Annotated in this window: 18 protein-coding genes, 7 tRNA genes and 1 pseudogene; 18 read left to right on the top strand and 8 right to left on the bottom strand. The window is 67.2% G+C overall.

The features are described 5' to 3' along the window. Positions 1–71: 71 nt before the first annotated feature. Both E3T22_RS10685 and E3T22_RS10680 read right to left on the bottom strand, forming a co-directional pair. Positions 72–1,283 carry an HRDC domain-containing protein gene (locus tag E3T22_RS10685; protein ID WP_370291357.1) on the bottom strand — a complete coding sequence of 404 codons (1,212 nt, stop codon included), beginning with the start codon at positions 1,281–1,283 and terminating at the stop codon, positions 72–74. A 547-nt stretch (positions 1,284–1,830) separates the two neighbouring features. Then, positions 1,831–2,385, bottom strand: a pseudogene (locus E3T22_RS10680) (DUF3000 domain-containing protein); the annotation flags it as partial. A 65-nt stretch (positions 2,386–2,450) separates the two neighbouring features. Here E3T22_RS10680 and E3T22_RS10675 point away from each other — a divergent pair. Further along, complete coding sequence (locus tag E3T22_RS10675) at positions 2,451–3,686, top strand: S9 family peptidase (protein WP_134480078.1); 1,236 nt, start codon at positions 2,451–2,453, stop codon at positions 3,684–3,686. Between the two features lie 29 nt (positions 3,687–3,715). Here E3T22_RS10675 and E3T22_RS10670 read toward each other — a convergent pair whose 3' ends face one another. Continuing rightward, positions 3,716–4,162: a SufE family protein gene (locus E3T22_RS10670; RefSeq protein WP_088456336.1), complete on the bottom strand. Its 447-nt coding sequence runs from the start codon at positions 4,160–4,162 to the stop codon at positions 3,716–3,718. After that, a complete protein-coding gene (locus E3T22_RS10665; protein ID WP_134480076.1) occupies positions 4,159–5,061 on the bottom strand; it encodes a sulfurtransferase in 903 nt (300 codons plus the stop codon). The genes E3T22_RS10670 and E3T22_RS10665 overlap by 4 nt, the downstream gene beginning before the upstream one ends. A 164-nt stretch (positions 5,062–5,225) precedes the next feature. Here E3T22_RS10665 and zapE point away from each other — a divergent pair, with 164 nt between their 5' ends. The 8 genes from zapE to E3T22_RS10625 all read left to right on the top strand — a co-directional run bounded on the left by zapE (position 5,226) and on the right by E3T22_RS10625 (position 14,540). Continuing rightward, positions 5,226–6,272 carry a cell division protein ZapE gene (zapE, locus tag E3T22_RS10660; protein ID WP_134480174.1) on the top strand — a complete coding sequence of 349 codons (1,047 nt, stop codon included), beginning with the start codon at positions 5,226–5,228 and terminating at the stop codon, positions 6,270–6,272. A gap of 177 nt (positions 6,273–6,449) precedes the next feature. Next, positions 6,450–7,670, top strand: a complete 1,221-nt coding sequence (locus E3T22_RS10655) for an ammonium transporter (protein ID WP_134408720.1) — start codon at positions 6,450–6,452, stop codon at positions 7,668–7,670. Positions 7,671–7,745: 75 nt separating this feature from the next. After that, a complete protein-coding gene (locus tag E3T22_RS10650) occupies positions 7,746–8,252 on the top strand; it encodes a type II toxin-antitoxin system PemK/MazF family toxin (RefSeq protein WP_241980136.1) in 507 nt (168 codons plus the stop codon). Between the two features lie 315 nt (positions 8,253–8,567). Then, a complete protein-coding gene (locus E3T22_RS10645) occupies positions 8,568–11,231 on the top strand; it encodes a LuxR C-terminal-related transcriptional regulator (RefSeq protein WP_166789295.1) in 2,664 nt (887 codons plus the stop codon). Positions 11,232–11,348: 117 nt separating this feature from the next. Further along, positions 11,349–11,771 (top strand): DUF6325 family protein, encoded by a 423-nt coding sequence (locus E3T22_RS10640; RefSeq protein WP_088456332.1) that lies wholly within the window; start codon positions 11,349–11,351, stop codon positions 11,769–11,771. A gap of 114 nt (positions 11,772–11,885) precedes the next feature. Continuing rightward, entirely contained in the window at positions 11,886–12,227 is a 342-nt protein-coding gene (locus E3T22_RS10635) for an SHOCT domain-containing protein (RefSeq protein WP_134480072.1), read from the top strand. Between the two features lie 122 nt (positions 12,228–12,349). Next, on the top strand, positions 12,350–13,804 hold the full coding sequence (locus tag E3T22_RS10630) for a flotillin family protein (RefSeq protein ID WP_134480070.1): 1,455 nt from the start codon (positions 12,350–12,352) through the stop codon (positions 13,802–13,804). A gap of 7 nt (positions 13,805–13,811) precedes the next feature. After that, positions 13,812–14,540, top strand: coding sequence for a YqjF family protein (locus tag E3T22_RS10625; protein WP_134480068.1), 729 nt, complete (start codon positions 13,812–13,814; stop codon positions 14,538–14,540). 51 nt (positions 14,541–14,591) lie between these two features. On the opposite strand, the gene E3T22_RS10620 is transcribed toward E3T22_RS10625, so the two are convergent. The 3 genes from E3T22_RS10620 to E3T22_RS10610 form a co-directional block, all read right to left on the bottom strand. Further along, positions 14,592–16,139 carry an FAD-dependent oxidoreductase gene (locus tag E3T22_RS10620; RefSeq protein WP_370291355.1) on the bottom strand — a complete coding sequence of 516 codons (1,548 nt, stop codon included), beginning with the start codon at positions 16,137–16,139 and terminating at the stop codon, positions 14,592–14,594. Next, entirely contained in the window at positions 16,136–16,417 is a 282-nt protein-coding gene (locus E3T22_RS10615) for a hypothetical protein (protein WP_134480066.1), read from the bottom strand. Before E3T22_RS10615 ends, E3T22_RS10620 begins: the two co-directional genes overlap by 4 nt. Before the next feature lie 558 nt (positions 16,418–16,975). Next, positions 16,976–17,266 carry an antibiotic biosynthesis monooxygenase gene (locus tag E3T22_RS10610; protein WP_088456326.1) on the bottom strand — a complete coding sequence of 97 codons (291 nt, stop codon included), beginning with the start codon at positions 17,264–17,266 and terminating at the stop codon, positions 16,976–16,978. 54 nt (positions 17,267–17,320) lie between these two features. Between E3T22_RS10610 and glpX the strand changes: the two genes are divergently transcribed. Further along, positions 17,321–18,262: a class II fructose-bisphosphatase gene (gene glpX / locus E3T22_RS10605; protein ID WP_134408715.1), complete on the top strand. Its 942-nt coding sequence runs from the start codon at positions 17,321–17,323 to the stop codon at positions 18,260–18,262. A 111-nt stretch (positions 18,263–18,373) separates the two neighbouring features. Here the strand turns inward: glpX and E3T22_RS10600 are convergent. After that, positions 18,374–18,446, bottom strand: a tRNA-Val gene (locus E3T22_RS10600). Between the two features lie 159 nt (positions 18,447–18,605). Here E3T22_RS10600 and E3T22_RS10595 point away from each other — a divergent pair. From E3T22_RS10595 to E3T22_RS10560, 8 genes are all read left to right on the top strand, one after another. Then, positions 18,606–18,677, top strand: a tRNA-Gly gene (locus E3T22_RS10595). 77 nt (positions 18,678–18,754) lie between these two features. Then, a tRNA-Cys gene (locus E3T22_RS10590) sits at positions 18,755–18,828 on the top strand. Between the two features lie 36 nt (positions 18,829–18,864). Continuing rightward, positions 18,865–18,936 (top strand) — tRNA-Val (locus tag E3T22_RS10585). A gap of 196 nt (positions 18,937–19,132) precedes the next feature. After that, positions 19,133–19,204 (top strand) — tRNA-Gly (locus E3T22_RS10580). Between the two features lie 57 nt (positions 19,205–19,261). Further along, positions 19,262–19,335 (top strand) — tRNA-Cys (locus tag E3T22_RS10575). Positions 19,336–19,360: 25 nt separating this feature from the next. Next, a tRNA-Val gene (locus E3T22_RS10570) sits at positions 19,361–19,432 on the top strand. A 150-nt stretch (positions 19,433–19,582) separates the two neighbouring features. Further along, positions 19,583–21,616 (top strand): threonine--tRNA ligase, encoded by a 2,034-nt coding sequence (gene thrS / locus E3T22_RS10565; RefSeq protein WP_134408714.1) that lies wholly within the window; start codon positions 19,583–19,585, stop codon positions 21,614–21,616. Between the two features lie 104 nt (positions 21,617–21,720). Continuing rightward, positions 21,721–22,254 (top strand): HIT domain-containing protein, encoded by a 534-nt coding sequence (locus E3T22_RS10560; RefSeq protein WP_370291374.1) that lies wholly within the window; start codon positions 21,721–21,723, stop codon positions 22,252–22,254. The last annotated feature ends 107 nt before the right edge of the window (positions 22,255–22,361 follow it).

Below are 22,361 nucleotides of genomic sequence, written 5' to 3'. Positions count from 1 at the left end.
TCCATCACTCAAAACAGGTATCGCACGATCCTAGGGTGACGGAATAACCGGTGTGAATCCTTTGACTGTTCCTACGACTCAGCGTCGGCGGCAACGGACGCGCTTTGGTGGACTTCCACAAAGGCATCAGCGATTAGTTGTGCAGTGGCCTCAATCTGCCAGGTTCTCGCACCGAGACCGGCGAGGGCCTCGCCCACGGCATCGGCACCGGCAGGCTCCGGCGGCTGCCAAGCCACGCGACGCAGGTGGTCGGGAGTGAGGAGGTTCTCCAACGGCACCGCGCGCTCCTCCGAGGCCGCCGTCAGGGCGGCCCTCGCGGCCTTGTACCGCAGGTCGGCGTCGGGCTTGCGGTCAGCCCAGGCGCGGGGCGGCGGCAGTGCGTCGCCGTTCGCCTTCACCGAGGGCAGGTCAACGCTGGCGAGGCCACGCAGGATGGCCTGCCACCACCTGTCGAGCTCGGTTCGGCTGGCGCGACCGTTGAACTCGCGAAGCTCGGCGAGAACGTTCCGGTTCGCGGGCAGCAGACGTGCTGCGGCCACGAGCGACGCGTCGGGAACCAAACGGCCGGGGGAGACGTCGAGCTCCTGGGCGAGGGTGTCCCTGGCGACCCACAGCTCGCGGGCCACGGCCAGGTTGCGCTGGCCACGCACGGCGTGCAGGCCGGACAGGCGGCGCCAGGGCTCCGCGCGGGCCGGCTTCGCTTCCTTGGCGAGTACCGCGGCGAACTCCTGGTCGGCGATCTCGGTCTTGCCGGATTCCACGAGCAGGTCGACCATGCTGTCACGGAGGTCCGGGAGTAGCTCCACGTCCAGGGCTGCGTAGACCAGCCAGCTCTCGGGCAACGGCCGGGTTGACCAGTTGGCGGCGGAGTGTTCTTTGGCTAGGTGAATGCCGAGGAGTTCTTCGACCACGGTGCCGAGTCCCACGCGGGGCAGGCCGAGCAGGCGTGCGGCGAGCTCGGTGTCGAAGATGCGGGTGGGGTCGAGGCCGACCTCGCGGAGGCAGGCGAGATCTTGACTTGCTGCGTGCAGGATCCATTCCTCGTCGGCGAGGGCGTCGTTGAGTTCGCTGAAGTCGCCGATAGCCGGTGGATCGAACAGGAAGGTGCCCGCATCCCGGCGGAAGATCTGGATCAGGTAAGCACGCTGGGAGTAGGTGAAACCCGATGCCCGTTCCGCATCGATGCCGATCGGCCCGGTTCCCTGGGCGAGCACGTCGAGTGCCGCCAGATAGGCTGCGCGGGAGTCGATGACCTGGTGGGTGACCACGGGTCGGTCAACCACGGGATGCACGATGTGCCGAGAGATACGCGACGCTGGTGAGATTCGGCGACGTGCTGGTCAGAGGCGTGTTGCCCATGCCTAACGCCGTGTTGCTCAGCGCCCCGGGGTTCATCCCCGGGCTGGTTTCGGTTCCGACTGCATTTCCTGCCATGACGTTCATTCCCGAGGTCTCCCTGCCGGCGCCTTCAGCGCCCGGCGCATCGAGGCCGGCCAAATCACCACCGGCCGTTTCCCTGCCGGCAGACTCGCGGCCGCCGGCGGCCACTCCCAGCGTATGCAATCCCGGGCCTGTTCGCAGAACAGACGAGGCTGACGGCCCGATCTGGTCCACCGGGCCCAGCGTGATTCCTGAGCTGCCCTGTTCTTTCGAGCCCTGTTCTGTCGAGCCCGATCCCGTCGAGCCCGGTCCTGACACGCCATGGTCTGCACCCGGTTCAGAGGAACGGGGTACCTCAGCGCTGGAGGGACGCCCATGCCGAGCGGAGGAGGACGAAGAGGACGAGGAACGGGAGGAAGAAGGGTGGCCGTGGCGGGGCGGGGCGGGCAGCTCGCTGGCGGGCGGGAGGCCTGCGAGCATGCACAGCAGCTCACCCCAGCCTTCGACGTGTGCGGCGAGGTCGTTGTCCAACGGACTCCATGACGCCCGCAGCTCGATCTGGGCGCCATCGCCCTGAGCGGCGAGCTCACCGAAGCCCGAGGAGAGAATCTTGGTGGCGGTGCCGGAGGCGGCGGTGTAGTTCGCACCTCGGGTGTCCAGGGCATCCACCAACCAGGCCCAGGCGACCTCGGCGAGGAACGGATCGACTCCGATGTCGTTCTCGAGGGGTGCCTGCGCGAAGCAGACGACGCGGAAGGGTCCGCCCCAACTTTCGGGTTCGTCGGGGTCGTAGAGCAGAATGAAGCGTCCGGTACCGAAGTCGGAGTCGCTGCCGTGTCGCACCGGCGTGACATCCGCAGACAGTGCCACGGCATACGGAGCGAGGTTTCCGGGGGCCGAAATCTCGGTGACCACCAGCTCCGGGCGCGGGCTGGAAGAACGGATAGCGTCGAGCGCCGCGGCAAACTGCGCAGGGCGCTGGGGCTGATCCTCTGAATCGGGCACGTCTGCAGACTAGAGTTTTTTCCGTGGGGCTGGTGCGAGGCACGCCGAACAGCGAAGAGGTAGGCATGACAGGGATCGGTACACGAGCGGAATCCACGCGCGGCCTGGCGTCGGCGGGGCTGGTGATCGCGGGCGGCGCCGTTGCGGTGAGTGCCGCCGCAGCTCTGGCGGTCGGTTTGCTGGCCGGTGTCATGGCGCGCCGCATCGTGACCCCGCCCACCAAACGCGCCGACGATACGAGGGTGTTCGACGTCGACCTCGACGCCGGCACCATCACCCTCGAAGCGACCAAGGACGCGGTCCTTCCCGGTGATTACAGTTTCTGGTTCGCCGGTGACTCCGGACACGCGCGCCTGGGTGCCATCGAGTCTCGCGCGGCGAAGACCGTGACCCGCCGCATCCTGACCGTGGACTTCGGTGACCTCGGCTCGGTGACATCGGGACGGCTGGGCGGCTATTCCTTCCTCGGGCCGTGGGACCTCGGGCTCGAGTTCTCCAACGTGACGGTGCCGACCGAGCTGGGTGATGCTCCCGCCTGGCTGATCCCCGCGTCAGAACCCTCCGGGCGCTGGGTGATCCAGGTGCACGGCCGTGGGGTCCGTCGGCACGAGACGCTTCGGGCCGTTCCCGTGTTCAACGCCGCCGGTTACACCTGTCTGCTGGTCTCCTATCGCAACGATGGTGAGGCGCCGCCGAGCGCCGACGGCCGGTTTGGGCTCGGCGACACCGAATGGCGGGACGTTGAGGCCGCCATCCAGTTCGCCGTGGAGAACGGAGCGACCCAGATCGTGCTGATGGGCTGGTCGATGGGCGGGGCGATCGCCCTGCAGGCGGCTACCCGCGCGAAGCACGACGGTCGGCTCACCGGCATCGTGCTCGATTCGCCCGTGATCGACTGGGCGGATGTTGTGGCCTACCAGGCGCTCACCCTCCGGCTGCCGAGGGCGGTGGTGCGCGGTGCACTGGTGGTGATGGGGCGCCCCTGGGGACGAATGGTCACGGGGATGCATCTCCCCATCGACTTCCCCCGACTGGACTTCGTGTCCCGGGCGAACGACCTGAGCCTGCCGATTCTCATCCTGCACAGCGACGACGACGGCTACGTGCCGTCAGCACCGTCCCGAGCCCTGGCCGAACGGCGACCCGACATCGTCACCCTGGTGCCGTTCGAGGTGGCCAGGCACACCAAACTGTGGAACTACGATCCGGCCGCCTGGAACGCTGCCATCCTCGGCTGGCTCGGCACGCTCGGGTCGGCACACCCCGCCGTGACGGCGGCCGGATACACCGGCGACCGGTAGGCCTCGGCCCTCGGCGGGCGCAGGCCACGCTAGCCCAGGGCGGCCTGCCGTTCGCGCAGCTGACGCTTGGTTCGACCCAGCATGGCGGTCATGCCACGCAGCCGGAGCGGCGAAACGGCCTGGGTGAGGCCGATCGACTGCGGATAGTCATCCGGAACGGCCAGGACCTCGTCGACGCTGAGGCCGTCCAGGCCCTGAGCGAGGATCGAGGCGAAGCCCCGGGTTGTGGGCGACTCCGCAGGCGCCGTGGCATAAAGGTGTACGGAACGGTCGTCGTCAACCTCGACGAAAATGAACACCGGCGACTGGCACTCCACGACACGTTCGAACAGGTCGGGATGGTCCCGGTACTTCTCGGGAAGGTCCGGCAGCTCGTTGGAGAACTCCAGCAGCAGCATCAGGCGATCCGGTTGTTCGAGCGCGAGGAAATCCTCGCGGATCTCGGCAAGCTGGCTGGGAAGGTCGACGGTGCTCATCGGGGTTCCGGGGCGGTTCCGGGGGCTGTGCCCTGCACGATCGGGACCCGTACCGCGCTGCCCCACTCTGTCCAGGAACCGTCGTAGTTGCGTACGTTCTCGAGTCCGAGCAGGTGGGTCAGCACGAACCAGGTGTGGCTGGATCGCTCGCCGATGCGGCAGTAGGCGATCACGGGCTCGTCGCCGGTGATCCCGGCATCGTCGCGGTAGATGGCGTCGAGCTCGGCACGGGGCCGGAAAGTGGCGTCCTCGGCCGCGGCACGGGCCCACGGCACCGACACCGCCGAAGGGATGTGGCCGGCCCGGAGGGATCCCTCCTCGGGGTAGGCGGGCGCGGTGGTGCGTTCGCCGCTGTATTCCTCGGGCGAGCGCACGTCGATGAGCGGGTGGCCGAAGTGGGCGAGAACGTCGTCCTTGAACGCGCGGATGGGGGCGTCTGCCCGCTCGACGACAGGGTATTCGGCCGGTTCGGCCGCCTCGCGGTCCGTGCTCAGTTCGCGGCCCTCGGCGATCCACTTCGCCCGGCCGCCGTTGAGCAGGCGCACGTCGTCGTGGCCGAACAGGGTGAACACCCAGAGGGCATATGCCGCCCACCAGTTGCTCTTGTCTCCGTAAATCACCACGGTGCTGTCGCGGCTGATGCCCTTGCGGCCCAGCAGGGCGGCGAAGCCGGCCCCGTCGATGTAGTCGCGCTCCACGGGGTCGTTGAGGTCGGTGTGCCAGTCGATCTTGACTGCGCCGGGAACGTGGCCGGTCTCGTACAGAATGACGTCTTCGTCGGATTCGACCACGACCAGGCCGGGGTCGCCGAGGTGGGCCTGCAGCCAGTCGGTTGACACCAGGCGTTCGGGATGCGCGTACGCCGCGAACGTGGCTGACGGATCTGTTTCGACGGTCATGGTTTCCTCCCGGAGGGCTCGTGAACCTGGACGACGGCGCGGCCCTGGTGTGCGTGCATTTAGGCTGGTGGACAACCTGCGCGCAGGTCTCCAAGGTACAAGGCAGAACCCCACACCGAAATTCCACCAGGATGTCGGGGACAGACAGGAACCGGATGTCAAACATGGTCAGTGCGACCCAAAAGTTGCCCCTTCGACTCGTCGACAGGTCGCCATCCATCACCGGTGCGGAGATCGTCTCGGAGCTGGTGCCGCCACCGCAATTCGAACACGCCTCATTCGAGTCCTACCGCCCTGACCTGGACTATCCGTCCCAGCTCGAGGCGGTGGAGCGGCTGAACACCTTCGCAGCGTGGCGGGCCCGACCGGGCGGTTTCTTCTCCCGCACCCGCAAGGCCAAGGCCGATTTGCCCGGCATCTACCTCGACGGCGGCTTCGGCGTCGGCAAGACCCACCTGCTGGCAGCGCTCTGGCACGGCGCACCCGGTCCCAAGTATTTCGGCACCTTCATCGAGTACACGGCGCTGGTCGGCGCCCTGGGCTATGCCGAGACCGTGACCCAGCTCTCCGGCGCGAAGCTCATCTGCATTGACGAGTTCGAGCTCGACGATCCGGGGGACACCATGCTGATGACTCGGCTGCTGGGCGAGCTGATCGCCTCCGGCACCCGGGTCGCCGCCACCTCCAACACCCCGCCGAACTCGCTCGGCGAGGGCCGGTTCGCGGCAGCTGACTTCCTGCGAGAGATTCAGGCCATGTCCGCGAACTTCGAGACCGTGCGCATCGACGGCCTCGACTACCGCCGCCGGGATGCGTCCGGGCACGCCGAGGCCGTTCTGCCCGAGGAGTTCGACCGCCTGAACGAGGCACTCATCGAGCGGGGCTCCAGGGTGACGTGTGACGATTTCGGTGCGCTGATGCGCCATCTCAGCACCGTGCATCCGTCGAAGTACATCAAGATGATCGCCGACGTCGACGTGATCGCCCTGCGCAACGTCTACCTGCTCACCGACCAGACCGATGCGTTGCGCCTTGTGGCCTTCATCGACCGGGTCTACGACGCCGAGATCCCGATCATCGCCAGCGGACTGCCGCTACACGACGTCTTCGATGCCGAGATGCTGGAGGGCGGCTACCGCAAGAAGTATCAACGCTCCCAGTCCCGGATGGTGGCTCTCACCACGGGCGAGCTGCCGCCGCACGCGGAGTGAGCGGGCTGCAGCGAAACACGCTCTTAACGTTCTCGCCGATTGCGTAACCTCCCCGAAACACGACGGTACGGCTGGTGAAACGTCTGGGTCGGAGACTGAGTTGCGTACCCAGGACTGCCCGGCACACTCGTCTGCGGCTTTCGCGGTACTCCGGCTAACTAGGTGTGAGGACAGATGATGGACACTGGCAGCATTGCATGGGGGTTGACGGCAACCGCGCTGGTTCTGTTCATGACTCCGGGAGTCGCGTTCTTCTATGGCGGCCTGGTCAAGGCCAAGAGCGTCGTCAGCATGATGATGATGAGCTTCGGCGCACTCGGGCTGATCACCGTCCTCTGGATCCTGTACGGATTCAACATGAGCGTGGTCGACGGAGCCAGCCAGTTCGCGGGCAACCCGTTCAGCGACTTCGGACTCGGGTCACTGGCCACGGGTGAGACCGGCAACCTCGATCTCCTTGGTGCCACCTACGGGGCGACCTTCGCGATCATCACCGTCGCCCTGATCTCCGGAGCCGTGGCCGACCGCGCCAAGTTCGGTTCCTGGATGATCTTCGCCGGTGTCTGGGCCACCCTGGTCTATTTCCCGGTCGCGGCCTGGGTCTGGGGCGGCGGCTGGATCATGAGCCTCGGCGAGACCCTCGGCCTGCCCGGCGTCATCGACTACGCCGGCGGTACCGCCGTGCACATCAACGCCGGCGCTGCTGCCCTGGCCCTTGCCCTCGTCCTCGGCAAGCGGATCGGCTTCCAGAAGGGCATCACCAAGCCGCACAACGTGCCGCTGGTTCTGCTCGGTGCCTCGATCCTGTGGTTCGGCTGGTTCGGCTTCAACGCCGGGGCGGAGTGGCTGAACGGCCTCGCCAACGTCGGCCTGATCGTGGTCAACACCCTCGGTGCGACCGCCGCCGCCATCCTTGGCTGGCTCATCGTCGAAAAGATCAAGGACGGCAAGGCCACGTCGGTCGGCGCCGCATCCGGTGCCGTCGCCGGCCTCGTCGCCATCACACCGGCCTGCGCCAATCTCGAACCCGGTTGGGCCCTGCTCCTCGGTGTCGTCGCCGGTGCCGTCTGCGCCATGGCCATCGAGATGAAGTTCACCTTCGGCTTCGATGACTCGCTCGACGTCGTGGGCATCCACCTCGTCGGTGGCCTCATCGGCACCCTGTACCTGGGCTTCTTCGCGATCGGCACCGGCCTCTTCGTCGGTGGCGACCTCGGCCAGCTCACGGTCCAGGCCATCGCGGCCTTCGCGGTCCTCGTCTACTCGTTCGTCGTCGCCTACCTGCTCGGTCTCGCCATCGAGAAGACCATCGGCTTCAGGGTCAAGAATGAAGACGAAGTTGCCGGCATCGACACCTCGGTGCACGGCGAAGAGGGCTACGCCCTCGCCAATGTCTAGCGCTTGGACAACAGACCACTGAGGCAGCAGAGCTGAGGCATCTGGGGGACCAGGGCGGTGGGGTAGTGTTCGGGTGTGTTCCGCACTCGGCACCTCCTCACCGCCCTTCGGTCTGCCCTCTTCGGCTCCCGGACCGTCGGAGTGCCGCGCACGGGAACCGCCCCCGGCCAATCCGGTCCTGACGCCACGATCGAACTCGATCCGACGACGGTGCGACGCGCGGGCTGGGGCTATGCGCCCGAAACCGACGGCGCCCTGGACCCGGGCGAGATCGTCTGGACGTGGGTTCCCTACGAGGAACTGGACGGTCGGGGTAAAGACCGGCCGGTGGTCGTCATGGCGACGCTGTCCGAGGGCAACATGCTGGCGGTGCAGCTGACGAGCACTGACCGTTCAGGCAACGCGGACTACCTGCCGCTCGGTGAGGGGCCGTGGGATCCCGCACGGCGGCCGAGCTGGGCGGGGCTCGCCCGGGTGTTCCAGGTGCACCAGGGCGGGGTCCGCCGTGAAGGAACCGTCGTGGATGCCGCACGGTACCGGATGATCGAGCGGGCGCTGCGGACTCGGTACGGCTGGCGCTGACCGCGCTCGGTGTTGCACCAGCGAGTCGGGCCGCCCCTTGACCAGGCCCGGCCACCGCGGCATTATCACCTCACTGGCGGTGACCCGAACACCGCGAGAACTCCGTCAAGGTCCCGGTTCGCCGGGGCCTTGACGGGGTAGCCATGTCCCACGCAGCTGCTGCGCCACTATTCCTGTCGCCGCGGCTGATGTTGTGGCTGACGTAGCGCAATGGATGCAAATCGAGGACGTTTCCCGATGGCCCCCCCACTCACTCCGGTCCCGCCTCTGAATCCCGCCCCGCCCCGCACGCCGGCAGCTCCAATCGCGTCGGCCGTGTCAAGCCTGTCCCCGGCCCTGTCCCCAGCTGTGGAGCTCGCGATACCGCAGGCCTCCCCGTTGCCCGCCGGGCTCGCTGCCGAACCGGCGTGGTACCTGCACCGCCCCCGACTGGATTCTGTGCTTGAGCGGCTGACCGGGCCTGACGCCAGGGTCCTCGTCCTCTGGGACTCCGCGGGGTCGGGCAAAACCACGCTGATGGCGGGCTGGGCGCGGCGGCTCAGAGCTGAGACCCAGACTGTGCGGTGGTTCAACGGCGCCGCGCTCCGCGACGCCAGGGACCCTGACGAGATCCGGCAGCGGCTGCTGGCGGGCGGAGACGGACCTGACGCCTCCGGGCCGGGCCGGACGTTCGTGTTCGTCGACGACCTGCACCTTGCCGAGCGGCCGTCGTCCCCGAACCGCACGAATCTTGATGGCATCCTCGAGGCGCTGGTCGATATGTCCCCGGGGGTCCGCATCGTCGTGTCCGGCCGTCACCGGCCCGTGGCGGGGATAGCGCCGCTGGAGGCCGCCGGCGTGCTCATCGAGTGCGCCGGGGACAGCCTGGCCTTCACGCTCGAGGAGACCTTCAACCTGGCGGCGCAGCACCATATCGACCTGCCCGCCGAGGACGGTGCCATCCTCAGGCGCCGGACCGGCGGCTGGGCAACCGGCCTTGCGCTCGCTCTCACCTGGCGAGAATCCGAGGGAGCCGCGCTGGACCTCAGTCGCTTCGACGGCGACAACCCGGCGGTGGCGGACTATCTTGCGGCCGAGGTGGTCACGGGCCTGGACACCGGCGATCGGGAGGTCCTGTTGGCGTCAGCGCTGAGCGAGGTGGTGCCTCTCGACTTGGCGGTGGCCGTGACAGAGCGCGCCGATGCGGGCGAGGTGCTCGAGCGGCTGGCCCGCCACAACATGCTGATCGGGCGGGAGCCTGCTGCGCCGGGCGGGGCCGGCTACCGATATCACCCGATCCTGCTCGCATACCTGCAGGGAGAGGGACGTAGGTTGGACGCCGGCGCCGCGACCGCCAGGCATCTCCTGGCCTGTCAGTGGTTCGCGGACCGGGCCTGCGCGCCGGCAGCGGTAGAGCAGTCGCTTGTGGCGCACGATCCAGAGCTCGTGGGCGCGTTGCTCGAACGGTTCGGCCTCGTGCTGGTCCTGTCCGGTGCGACGGATCTTGTGGGTCGCGCCCTGGACGAGATCGAGGGCCGCGTGGTGTCCACCGCGACACTGTGCCTGCGACTGCTCCTCGAGCCCCCGTACGTCCCTGCCCGGCGGCGGGTGCAGCAACTCCTGGTGGCCGCCGCTGCGGCCGCCCGGGACTTTCCCGAGCATGACCGCACCGATGCGAGCTCGACTCGATGGACGTTTGTGGTCGCCATTCTGCAGGCGTTCCACGCTACTGAGCGGCCCGACATCGAGAATCGTTTGGCAGCCCTGCAGGGCGATGCGCCATCGGCCGCGCGGCAGGTCCTGGCCGTCGACCTGTTAGCCGCAACGGCCCAGGGCCGCTGCCGGGACAAGCTCGGTGAGCCCGGTCCAGCGGAGGACATTCTCAGAGAGGTTGCGGACTCGGCCAGGGACGTGGGTTTGGACTGGTTGTTCCTGTTGGCCTGTGACCTGGCGGCGACGGCGGCGGGGCATGCCGGCAACTGGGTGCACGTGGCGATGCTCGAAGCCCAGATGGCCACGACGGCGTCAGAGATGGGAGCTCTCGTGGGAGCCGAGCGGCCCGTCGACCACGCCGCCGGCAGGGCGCTGCTCTACGCGATGATTCACCGGTACGAAGCCTGCCAGCCGGTTGACCCGGTAATTCTTGAGGCCTTGGCAGCACGAGAGGACAGGGGCTCTGATGCCGGCATCAGCGTACCCGCAGAGGTGCTGTTGCTCTTGAGCCAGCTGGACAGCGCGGTACGTTCACGCCAGGCCCTCGACAGGTTGATGCTTCTGATGCGTGAGGTCGGCACTGAGCATCCGCGGGCCCTGAGCCTGTGCTGCATACCCTTGATCGAACTGAGCGGCGCACTGGACGGACGGCTGGAAACCCAGTTGGTTGTTCGCCTGATCGAACGGGCGCTGGGGGAGAACTCTCTGGAGTCGCTGCTGATCAGGTTCCTCCTCGTCCCACCCACCAGGGCCGGCCATCCCGCTGAGGAACGGCTTCGCGGAGCGGCCCTCGAGGAACGCACCGCATGGCGCGGTGCGACGATCGTCAGCGCCTGGATCGCTCTGGCCCATGTGGCGGATGTGTCAGGCCGACACGTCGAGGCGGACGCCCGGCTGCTTCGAGCCCTGCGGCTCGCGAGCAGGATCGGCTGTGAACGGGCATTCCTGGCCGTCGGTGGGCAGGGCACCGCTCTCATCCGCGGTCGCCTCGGCCGACTCGGTGATCTCGACGACTTCGCCCGGCACATTCTCCGCGCTGCTGACGCGCTGCACCTGCACGAGCGTCCGCCCGCGCTCGACCACGGCCGGAACAGTCCTGCGCTCACCCAACGAGAGCGAGAGATCCTGCGGGAGCTGCCGTTCCACCAGTCCGTGGCAGACATCGCGGGCAAGCGCAACGTCAGCCCCAACACCGTGAAGACCCACCTGCGCAACATCTACCAGAAGCTCGAGGCCACGAACCGGGCGGACGCGGTGGCGATCGCCCAGGATCGCGGGCTGCTCTGACCGGGTCAGGTCCAGATTCACCCTTTCCGGGTGACTCGACCCCGGGGGTGCACGGCGACACTGAGCCCGAACCGGGTGGCGGTGCGTCTGCCCGCACGTTTGACGAAGGGACACTCGATGGCGGAATTCACGTACGGACCCGTGGAGATTCTCCTGATCTCCTTTGACGGCGAGAGGCCGGGTGCCGCTCTGAGCGAGGCACTGCGAGCCCTGATCGATGAGAAGACAGTCACCCTCCTCGACCTGATCTTCGTCTCTCGCAGCGTCGAGGGCGACCTGCGGATCGTCGAGGTGGAAGATCTGCCCGAGAAGGCGCAATTGCCGGACCTGGCACTGGGAGAACTCGGCCTCGCCGGACTGGACGATGTCGAGGAACTCGCGGTGGACCTGCCGCCTGGTACCTCAGCCGCGGTTCTGGTCGTGGAACTGACCTGGGCCCGGCACTTCGCTTCCGTACTGTCGGCATCGGGGGGAGCGGTGCTCCATCAGGAGCGGATTCCCGCGGCCGTCGTGAACGCGGTACTCGACGCCGCGGTTTGACCTCGCCGACATCGGATCCGCACCAAACCAGAGCCATCGACGCGTTCATCCACGAACAGTCATCCACGAACAGCCATCCACGAACAGCCATCCACGAACAGTAAGGACCAGATCATGTCACCACTTCGACGGGGTCGCCCCGGACTCCTGGGCATGGCCGCGCGAACAGCGGTCGTCGCCGGCACCGCCACAGCCGTGAGCGGCAATGTGCAGCGGCGGCAGCAGGGCAGGGCCCAGGACGCACAGGCACAGGCCGATGCCGATGCCCAGGCACAGGCCGATGCCCAAGCCCAGGCCGAGTACGACGCCCAGCAGCAGCAGCAGCAGGCGGCTGCGCCGCCGGCCTCGGGAGATTCCGCCCTGCTCGACCAGCTGAACCAGCTGTCCCAACTCCACAATGCCGGGGTGCTCAATGACACTGAGTTCACGGCGGCGAAGGCAAAATTGCTGGCCTGAGAAGACAATCGACCCTTCTGACCCCGCACGCCGGGGCGCGGGAGCGCTAGCCTACGTGGAGGGAGCGGGGCCCTTCTGGCTGCGCGACGTGACGTTCGCCTGGCGCGGACCGGAAGGTACACATGTTAGAACTCCTCAGTCCGATTATCGGTATCGTCTTCCTCGTCATTGTGGTGGGTGTGATCGTGCTCGTCTACGCCCGCTCGGTGTACAAGAACGCCGGGCCGGACGAAGCCCTCGTCATCACCGGCAAGAAGTCCAAGAAGACCATCGTCGACGGCGCCACCCTCGAGGAGTCCGGCCAGCGTGTGGTTCACGGCCAGGGTGTGTTCATAACCCCCTTCTTCCAGAAGGCGTTCAAGATCAGCCTGCGCAGCCGGGCCATCGAGATCACGGCTGTCGCCCAGGACCGCAACGGAATCACTCTCACCGTCGAAGCCGTCGCGATCGTCAAGGTCGGCGACGACCCGACCGCGATCCGCGCTGCTGCCCAGCGTTTCACCGGCCAGGACAAGAACATCGACAACTTCGCCCAGGAGGTGCTCAGCGGTTCCCTGCGGTCCTCGATCGGCGCCACCGACGTGATGACCATCATCCAGAAGCGTGATGAGCTCGGCACGTCGGTGCTCGCCACCGCCCGGGAATCCCTCGCCAACCAGGGCGTCGACGTCGACTCGTTCGAGATCAAGGGCATCACCGACGCCAACGACTACATCCGCGACCTGGGTCGTGCCGAACAGGCCAAGGTGCGCCGACAGGCCGAGGTGGCCGAGCACCAGGCCAACCGGGAAGCGCAGGAAGCTTCGATCATCGCCGAACAGGCCGTGGCCGAGGCCCAGAACACCCTGGCGCTGCGCAAGGCGGCGCTCCAGCTCGACACCGACAAGGCCTCCGCCGAGGCCGCTGCGGCCAAGCCGCTAGCCGAGGCGAAGGCCCAGCAGAACATCGTTCAGGAGCAGGAGCTGACCGCCAAGCGTCGCGCCAGCCTGCGAAAGGCCGAGCTTGACTCCGAGGTCAACGCCGTGGCCGATGCCGACGCGTACCGCGTGCGGGTCTCCGCAGCCGCAGCCGCCGAGGCCCGCGTCGCGGCCGCCAACGCCGACCGCGACAGCCGGGTGGCGTCCGCCGAGGCCATCCGGGCCGAGGGCCAGGCCAACGCCGACGCCATCCTGGCCCGCGGCTCGGCAGAGGCCGAGGCTACCCGCCTCAGCGCCCAGGCCGTGGCCGAGCAGTCCGAGGCGCTCATCCAGTTGCGCCTTGTCGAGATGCTGCCGAAGATCGCGCACGAGCTGGCCGCGCCGATGGGCAACATCGACCAGCTCACGGTGATCTCCACCGACGGTGCGAGCCAGCTCAGCAAGAACGTCGCCTCCGGCTTCTCCGAGGTCGATGCCGTGCTCAACTCCACCATGGGCGTGGGCATCAAGGACCTGCTCGGCGGCCTGATCGGTGGAACCGCTGCCGGTACGGCACTGGCGAGGGCCCAGGCCGGCGACGGTTTTGCGCCCGCACAGGTGCCGGTATCTGCCGACGCTGACACGGTTCACAGCGGCGCCGTTCACACCGACGCCGTCTAGCCACCCCGTGTCGGAACCCTGGCCGATCACGGCCGTCGCCCCGCCGCTTGTCGGCCGGGCGACGGCCAGTCAGCGCTGGTCAGATCTGGTTTTCCTGCATTGGCGGGTCGACGCCGACCAGGTGGCGCCACTGCTCCCGGAGGGCCTCCGGCCCGACGTCTACGACGGCTCCAGCTGGGTCGGCCTGATCCCGTTCGTCCTGGACCGAGCCACTCTGTTCGGCAGCGCGCCGATCCCGTATTTCGGCTCGTTCGTCGAGGTCAATGTGCGTCTCTACGCGGTCGACGACCGCGGGCGGCGGGGTGTGGTGTTCGTGTCACTCGAGGCGTCCAGGCTCGCCGCGGTGCTGGCCGCCCGCGCGCTCTTCGCGCTGCCCTACATGTGGTCACGCACACGGGTGGAAGTGGAGGCCGGCGAGTACCGCTACTCGTCCACCCGCCACCTCGCCGCGCACGCGCGCACTCAGATCGTCGTGCGATCGACGGGTCAGCCCGTCGTAGAGGATCCGCTGGCCGACTTCCTCACCGCGCGCTGGGCGCTGTTCACCCGGGTCCGCGGCCGCACCATCCGGCTGCGCAACCACCACCAGCCGTGGCGGCTGTTCACGGCGCAGCTGATCTCACTGGACGACAGCCTGCTCTCGGTGGCCGGTTTCCCGGGGCTGGCAGGATCCCGGGCACCGGATTCGGTGCTCTACTCACCCGGAATCACGACCTGGTTCGGCACCAGGGACTGACCGGCCGCGAGAGCGACCACAGCAGTCCCGTTGGACTGGCCGACGTGGACGTTATCGGCTCTGTCCTTCCCGAGCCGGTGTGTGCTCTGGATGAACCCCGTGTCGGCGATCGCCGAGCACCGAGTCGCTGTTGCGGGACTCGTTGGCGGTCGAGAACGGGCTGCGGTAGGCCGTCACAGCGGTCTCCACCTCCGCCGCTATGAGGTCGGAGTTGATCATCGTGGCAACGCCGAGTCCGGCGGCGGCGGACACGACGACCTGCGCCATCAGGTTGGTGGCGTTACCGGCCGCCCAGACTCCGGGCACCACGGCACCGTCGTTGAGTACGCGCCCGGTCTCGTCGCTGTCCAACTGGGTGCCGACGCCGAACGGATGCAGTGTCGAGGCCAGCCCAAGCCCGGCGAGGAAGTCGGTGCGGGCCGTGAACGTCGGGGCGACCACGAGCGCCTGCAGGGGGAACAGGCGACCGCTGGCCAGGCGAACCCCGGCCAGGGCCTTGTTCCGCACGTCGAGGCCCGCTACCGGGCCGATCACGACGCTGACGCCGCGGGCGGCGAGTTGCTCCCACTCTGCATCGGTCGGTCCGTGCAGCTCGGAAATCGTGCCGTCGGCGTCGAGCATGTCGCCGTGCAAAAAGAGAGTGATGTTCCTACTCCACTGGCGAAAGAGCAGCGCCTGGTGAACCGACTTCGGCCCGGTGCCGAGGATGCCGATGGTCTGGTCCCTGACCTCCCAGCCATGGCAGTACGGGCAGTGCAGCACGTCCCGTCCCCACCGCTCGGCGAGGCCGGGGACATCGGGAAGTTCATCGACGAGCCCGGTCGCTACCAGCAGCCGGTGCCCCGACACTGTGCTGCCGTCATCGAGGGTCACCGTGAAGCCCTGCGCCGAGCGTCGGCTGTCGACGGCCCGGCCCATGACGAACTCCACGCCGTAGGAGCGGGCCTCGTCCTGGCCGAGGCGCACCAGCTCGGCGGGGCGCAAGCCGTCGCGGGTGAGGAAGCTGTGCACGCCCTCGGCGGGCGCGTTGCGCGGATGTCCGTTGTCTACGACGACCACCGAACGTCGTGCCCGCCCGAGCACAACTGCGGCGCTGAGTCCGGCAGCGCCGCCGCCGATGATGACGACGTCGTGTGTCTGCGGATGTGGAAGACGGGGGATAGAGGGAGGCGTGCCGTTGCTGGTCATATCACCATGCTGAAGCGCCGCTACAAGATTGACAAACAGAATTGCCGAATTAGCAAGTGCCCGCTGCTGCGCGTCCTCCGAGACGGTTGGGGGAGCGCTAGAAGGACGGTGGATCTTCAGGCCGGTCGTTCGCCTGTGGCCGGGCCGGTGCTGCCGGTCGTTCGGGAGTGGGAGCCAGGGTGGTTTGAGTCGGTGGTGGGCGCGGCAGAGGTGGGCCAGGTTGTCGTAGTCGGTGGGTCCGCCGTGTTCTCGGGCGAGGGTGTGGTCGAGGTCGCTGCGGGATGCGGGTCTGGTGCAGCCGGGGAAGCGGCAGGTGCCGTCGCGCAGGGCGACCCAGCGGCGCAGGTCGGCGGGGGCTTTGTAGTGTTCTTTTCCGACCGAGAGCACGGCAACGGTCTCGGGGTGGGTCATCGCGTCGGCGCAGATCTGGGTGCCCCGCGTTCGGCGATCGCGGCGGTGGTCCGTGTGGTGAGGGTCTCGGGGTGCGCTCGTTCCCGCATCCGCCGGGCCTTGACGGCGAGTTTGCCGACGGTGAGGTCTTTCGCCACCGGCAGCAACTTGGCTTCGAAGGCGGCGGCTTCCGCAAGCGGGATGAAGCTGAGTTGCTCCATCAGCACCTGCCCGTGCCGGTAGCTGATGTCGCCGTGGCTCATCGCCGTGAGGGTGGCTGTCGTCGGGCCGGCGAACATCGAGGATTCACCGATCAGGTTCTCCGCGGTGCGATCGGCCAGGCGCAGCGAGCAGGCGACCTCGGTCGTGATGGTGCGGCGGGCGATTTCCTGGTCTTCCCACGCCGCGATCTTCCGCGGGCTCGCATCGGCGTCGGTGAGGACCGGTCCGCGGGCCGACTCGGCGGCGTAGTCGGGGTTGAGCGGTTTCGCGGTGGCAGGGTCCCTGCTCCACCGCTGCAGCTCCGCTAGTGCGCGAGCACGTTCGGCGGTCGCCTTCGCGATCCTCCAGCGGGCCTTTCTTGCTTAGGCGACTTTCCGGGCGAGGGTGGCCTGCGCCTGCTCCTGCAGGGTGCGGCGGCGCCGGTGCGCCTGCGCGTGGGCGTCGGCATCGGGTCGCGGGCGTCGTGACCCGGGTCCTCCGGGTCCTCCGGGTCGGTCGGGAACTGCTCAGCGGGGCTGCTCATACCCCGATATTCCCACCGACCACCGACACTCCCACCCCGGCAGAACCGGGTGTGGAAAGGTACTCAAACCGGCCGCCTGTGGAGGAGCGGCCAGCCCGAATCAGGGCACAGATCAGGGCACGGAGATGAAGTGCTGCACCTCGGGGAACGGGTCGTAAAAACTGTGCAGCAGCGCTCTCCAGTCGGCGTATTCAGGGGATCCCCTGAACCCCTCGGTGTGGTCCTCCAACCGTTCCCAGTCCACCAGCAGCAGGAAGGTCGATGGATCCTCAACCGACCTGGACAGGCTGAGCCCACGGAAGCCGGGCATCGACTCGATGAGCGGCCGGGCCGTCTGGAACGCAGCAAGGAAGGCGTCTTCACGGCCGGGTCGCACGGGGAGAATGGCGTGTTCTCTGATCACCCCTTGACACTATCTCGGCTGGCGGGCCCGGCCCTGCGGGTACCATCGAGTCCCATGAGCAGCAACACGACGACCGACGCAGCCACACCGAGCACAAGCCCGAGTGCGGGTACCGGCACCGGCACCAGCACCAGTACGGTTCTCGGCGGCGAACACTATTCGGCGGAGCTGGTCGCCGCGGTACGCGCGGCGACGGTCGCGGCGGCACTGGCCGCCGAAGTCTGGTTCGGACGCGGTGACAAGAATGCGGCGGATGCCGCGGCAGTCGCCGCCATGCGCGCCGAACTGCTGCCGGCGCCATTCGCCGGGTACGTGGTGATCGGGGAGGGGGAGAAGGACGAAGCCCCGATGCTGGCCAACGGCGAGGAACTCGGCTCCGGCGAGGGACCGGCCTGCGACATTGCCGTCGACCCGCTCGACGGCACGCGACTCGTGCAGGAAGGGCTGCCAGGATCCGTCTGTGTCATCGCCCTCGCCCCACGCGGCACGCTGTTCGATCCCCGGGACGTGTTCTACATGGACAAGCTCATCTCCTCGGCGCCGGCCCGCGGCATCCTCGACCTTCTGGCCACCCCGAGTCAGAACGTGCGCCGGCTGGCCGAAGCGCTCGGGAAGCCGGTGACCGAGATCACCGTAGCCGTGCTCGACAAACCGCGGCACGCGAGCCTCGTGGCCGAACTGCGCGGGGTCGGTGCACGGGTCGTGCTCGCGGGGGAGGGCGACGTGTCCGCCGCGATCGACGCTGCCACACCCGGCGGGCGAATCGATTTGGCCATGGGGATCGGCGGCACTCCCGAGGGGGTGCTCACCGCCTGCGCGATTCGGGCACTGGGCGGATTCATGGAAGGCCGGCTCGCTCCCCAAAGCGATGACCAACTGCGCCTTGCCCTGGCCGCCGGGCACGATCTCCAGCGGGTATTGACCCTCGACGACCTCGTGGCCAGCGACAGAGTGCTGTTCGCTTCGACACCGGTGGGCGCTGGGGAGTCAAGCTAGGGCGGGGCCGCGCCGAACTAACGCTGAGTCCACCGCGCCGGCCAGCCTGTTCCGGACCGAATTCCCATCGTTAACCAACGAGGCCCCCGGGTTCTCCGGGGGCCGTTTCGGTGGGCGATGCGGGACTCGAACCCACGACCTCTTCCGTGTGAAGGAAGCGCGCTACCAACTGCGCCAATCGCCCGAACCACACTCGAAAACCTCTCGACTGCGACATCTGATACTAGACCAGACCGGGGCCTGAGCGCACATCGAGGGGCCGCGACACGCGGCAATCGCTCGGTTTGAATTTGTCTCGCACTATCGGCTAGAGTCTTCAACGCACGCAGAAATGCGAGCAGTTGCGGATGTGGCGCAGTGGTAGCGCATCACCTTGCCAAGGTGAGGGTCGCGAGTTCGAATCTCGTCATCCGCTCGAATTGAATCGGCCGAAAGGCCGATTCTCTTTGGTAGTAAACCCAGCACGGTTGTAGTGAATACGGCATCAAGCACGGTGGATTGGCCGAGAGGCGAGGCAGCGGCCTGCAAAGCCGTATACACGGGTTCGAATCCCGTATCCACCTCCAACCAGAACGGTGTGCATTTTGCACTGCGAAGGATCTGGGCGATTGGCGCAGCGGTAGCGCGCTTCCCTGACACGGAAGAGGTCACTGGTTCGATCCCAGTATCGCCCACAGAGCAATGACAACACCAAGCACGAGAAGCACCGAAGAAAACCCCCGATAAACTCGGGGGTTTTTTGTTTTTCCGCGTAATTCCGCGGCACAGCGGGTGATTTCGACCGGGCTCGGCGCCCACTGGCGCGTGATGTGCACACGAGGTCCCCAGGATCGAGTAGAGTCTTCCAAGCACGCAGAAATGCGAGCAGTTGCGGATGTGGCGCAGTGGTAGCGCATCACCTTGCCAAGGTGAGGGTCGCGAGTTCGAATCTCGTCATCCGCTCGAAGTGAATCGGCCGAGAGGCCGATTTTCTTTGGGTATACAGGTAACAAAGAACACGGTGGATTGGCCGAGAGGCGAGGCAACGGCCTGCAAAGCCGTCTACACGGGTTCGAATCCCGTATCCACCTCCAGCCCGTGAGTACCATCCGCGGTCCTGGGCGATTGGCGCAGCGGTAGCGCGCTTCCCTGACACGGAAGAGGTCACTGGTTCGATCCCAGTATCGCCCACCGGGTAGCACAAGAGGCAGTACAGCCAAGCGCTGTCGGCAGAGTCCACACGGGCATCGCCGGCAGCGCTTTTCTGTGCCCGCGGCCCGTCACTGAGCCCACCGGCGCCCGCTAAAGTTGAAGGGTTCGCAACTCAAGGGAGTAATACACGTGGTTGACGGTTTTGAGCTTTTCACCGACCGATCCGTTGTCGCCATGCGCGTCAACGGCGAGCTCAGGGACCTCGCCACTGCGGTGACCGAAACGGATGACGTCACCCCGGTGACAATCGACTCACCCGATGGCCTCAACATCCTCCGCCACTCGGCTGCTCACGTGCTCGCTCAGGCCGTGCAGACCGTGAACCCCGCGGCGCGCTTGGGCATCGGCCCATTCGTCACCGACGGCTTCTACTACGACTTCGACGTGGCCGAACCGTTCACCCCCGAAGACATCAAGTCGCTCGAGAAGGCCATGGACCGCATCATCCGTCAGGGCCAGCGCTTCGTGCGCCGCGTCGTGACCGATGACGAGGCCCGCGCCGAACTCGCGGCAGAGCCGTACAAACTGGAACTCATCGGCCTGAAGGGCGGGGCGGGAGACGACCCGACCCCCGATGGCGACAACGAGTCCGTCGAGGTCGGCGGCGCGGAACTGACCATCTACGACAACGTCGACCCCAAGACCGGTGAGACCGTGTGGAAGGACCTCTGCCGCGGTCCGCACCTGCCCAACACCCGCATGATCGGCAACGGCTACTCGCTCACCCGCCTGGCCGCAGCGTACTGGCGCGGTTCGGAGAAGAACCCGCAGCTGCAGCGCATCTACGGCACCGCCTGGCCCACCAAGGACGAACTGCGCGCCTACAAGGCCCGCCTGGAAGAGGCCGCCAAGCGCGACCATCGCAAGCTCGGTCAGGAACTGGACCTGTTCTCCTTCCCCGAAGAGATCGGCTCCGGCCTGGCTGTCTTCCACCCCAAGGGCGGCATCATCCGTTCGGAGATTGAGAACTTCATGCGCGAGCGCCTGCTCGCGAACGGCTACGACCTGGTCAACACCCCCCACATCACCAAGGGCCACCTGTTCGAGACCAGCCAGCACCTCAACTGGTACCGCGAGGGCATGTTCCCGCCCATGCACCTTGACGAAGAGGTCGACGCCGAGGGCCACGTCACCCGCCAGGGCCAGGACTACTACCTGAAGCCCATGAACTGCCCAATGCACAACCTCATCTTCAAAGCCCGCGGCCGCAGCTACCGCGAGCTTCCGTTGCGTCTGGCGGAGTTCGGCACCGTCTACCGCTATGAGAAGAGCGGCACGCTGCAGGGCCTCACTCGCGTGAGAGGCCTCACCCAGGACGATGCTCACATCTACGTCACCCAGGACCAGGTCAAAGCCGAGGTCACCAGCCAGCTCGAGTTCGTCTTCGAGACCCTCCGTGGTTACGGCCTCACCGATTTCTACCTGGAACTGTCGACCCGCGATCCCAAGAAGTCCGTCGGTACTGACGAGCAGTGGGAGGCCGCGACCGACACCCTCCGCCAGGTCGGCGAGGATTCGGGACTCGAACTCGTGGCGGATCCGGGTGGAGCGGCCTTTTATGGTCCGAAGATCTCGGTGCAGGCACGGGACGCCATCGGCCGCACCTGGCAGCTGTCGACGGTGCAACTCGACTTCAACCAGCCGGAACTGTTCGACCTGGAGTACACGGCGCCCGACGGCAGTCGCCAGCAGCCGGTCATGATCCACCGCGCCCTGCTCGGGTCGATCGAGCGGTTCTTCGCCATCCTGCTCGAGCACTACGCCGGTGCGTTCCCGGTCTGGCTCTCGCCGGTGCAGGTCATCGGCATCCCAGTGTCCGAGCAGTACGAGGACTTCCTCTGGGAAGTCCTGGCCAAGCTCAAGACGGCGGGCGTCCGGGTCGAACTCGACTCGTCCAGCGACCGGATGCAGAAGAAGATCCGCAACGCCACCCTGCAGAGGATCCCGTTCCAGCTCATCGTCGGTGAGGATGACCGCGCGAACGGCGCGGTCAGCTTCCGGTTCCGTGACGGCACCCAGGAAAACGGGGTTCCCGTCGACGACGCCATCCGCCGGATCATCGCGTCCATCACCACCCGCGCGCAGGTCAACGGCGCCGCCGACTTCGCCCAGGAAGGCGCACCCGTCGCCCTGGTCGTTGCGGCCGGCGCGGGCCAGGCCTGACGGTGACCGAAGCCACTCCGGCGGGTCCCGAGAAGGACGCGCCGCGAGACACGCCCTGGGACCGCCTGTCCGGCAGCCCGCAGGACTTCGTCGAGGGCGTCCAGGTGGAGAATTCGGGCGACTTCGCCGCCGTTCCGGACGCCTTCCAGCGACTGTGGACGCCCCACCGGATGGTCTACATCCAAGACGGTCAGCAGCCGCACCCCGACGACTGCCCGTTCTGCATCGCACCGTCGATGGACGACGAGAAGGCTCTCATCGTGGCTCGCGGGAAGTACGCCTACGTGCTGCTGAACCTGTTCCCGTACAACAGCGGCCACCTGCTGGTCTGCCCCTACCGGCATGTTGCGACGTATGACGAAGCCACCCCGGAGGAAGTCGCCGAGATCGGTAGCCTGACCCAGGTGGCAATGCGGGTGCTCAAGGCCACCTCGGGCTGCGACGGGTTCAACCTCGGAATGAACCAGGGCCGCATCGCGGGCGCCGGGATCGCCGAGCACCTGCACCAGCACATCGTGCCGCGGTGGGCGCTCGACTCGAACTTCTTCCCGATCATCGCCGGCACCAAGGCAATCCCGAAGCTGCTCGGCGAGGTGCGCCGCGAGGTCGCGGAGGGTTGGCCGGTTTCCACCGTCTGACCCTCGCTTTCCCACCTCGCTGGCACGGCTTGCAGTAACACCCGTCTCTTGACCCAGTTCTCATCACCCGTGCCCCTCGCCCCGACCAGCGGCACCAGACGCAAGGA

The sequence above is a fragment of the Cryobacterium sp. TMB3-10 genome, from assembly GCF_004402305.1.
Classification (GTDB): domain Bacteria; phylum Actinomycetota; class Actinomycetes; order Actinomycetales; family Microbacteriaceae; genus Cryobacterium; species Cryobacterium zongtaii.
Note: the sequence above shows the minus strand (reverse complement) of the source record. Positions and strands in the feature narration are given on the sequence as shown.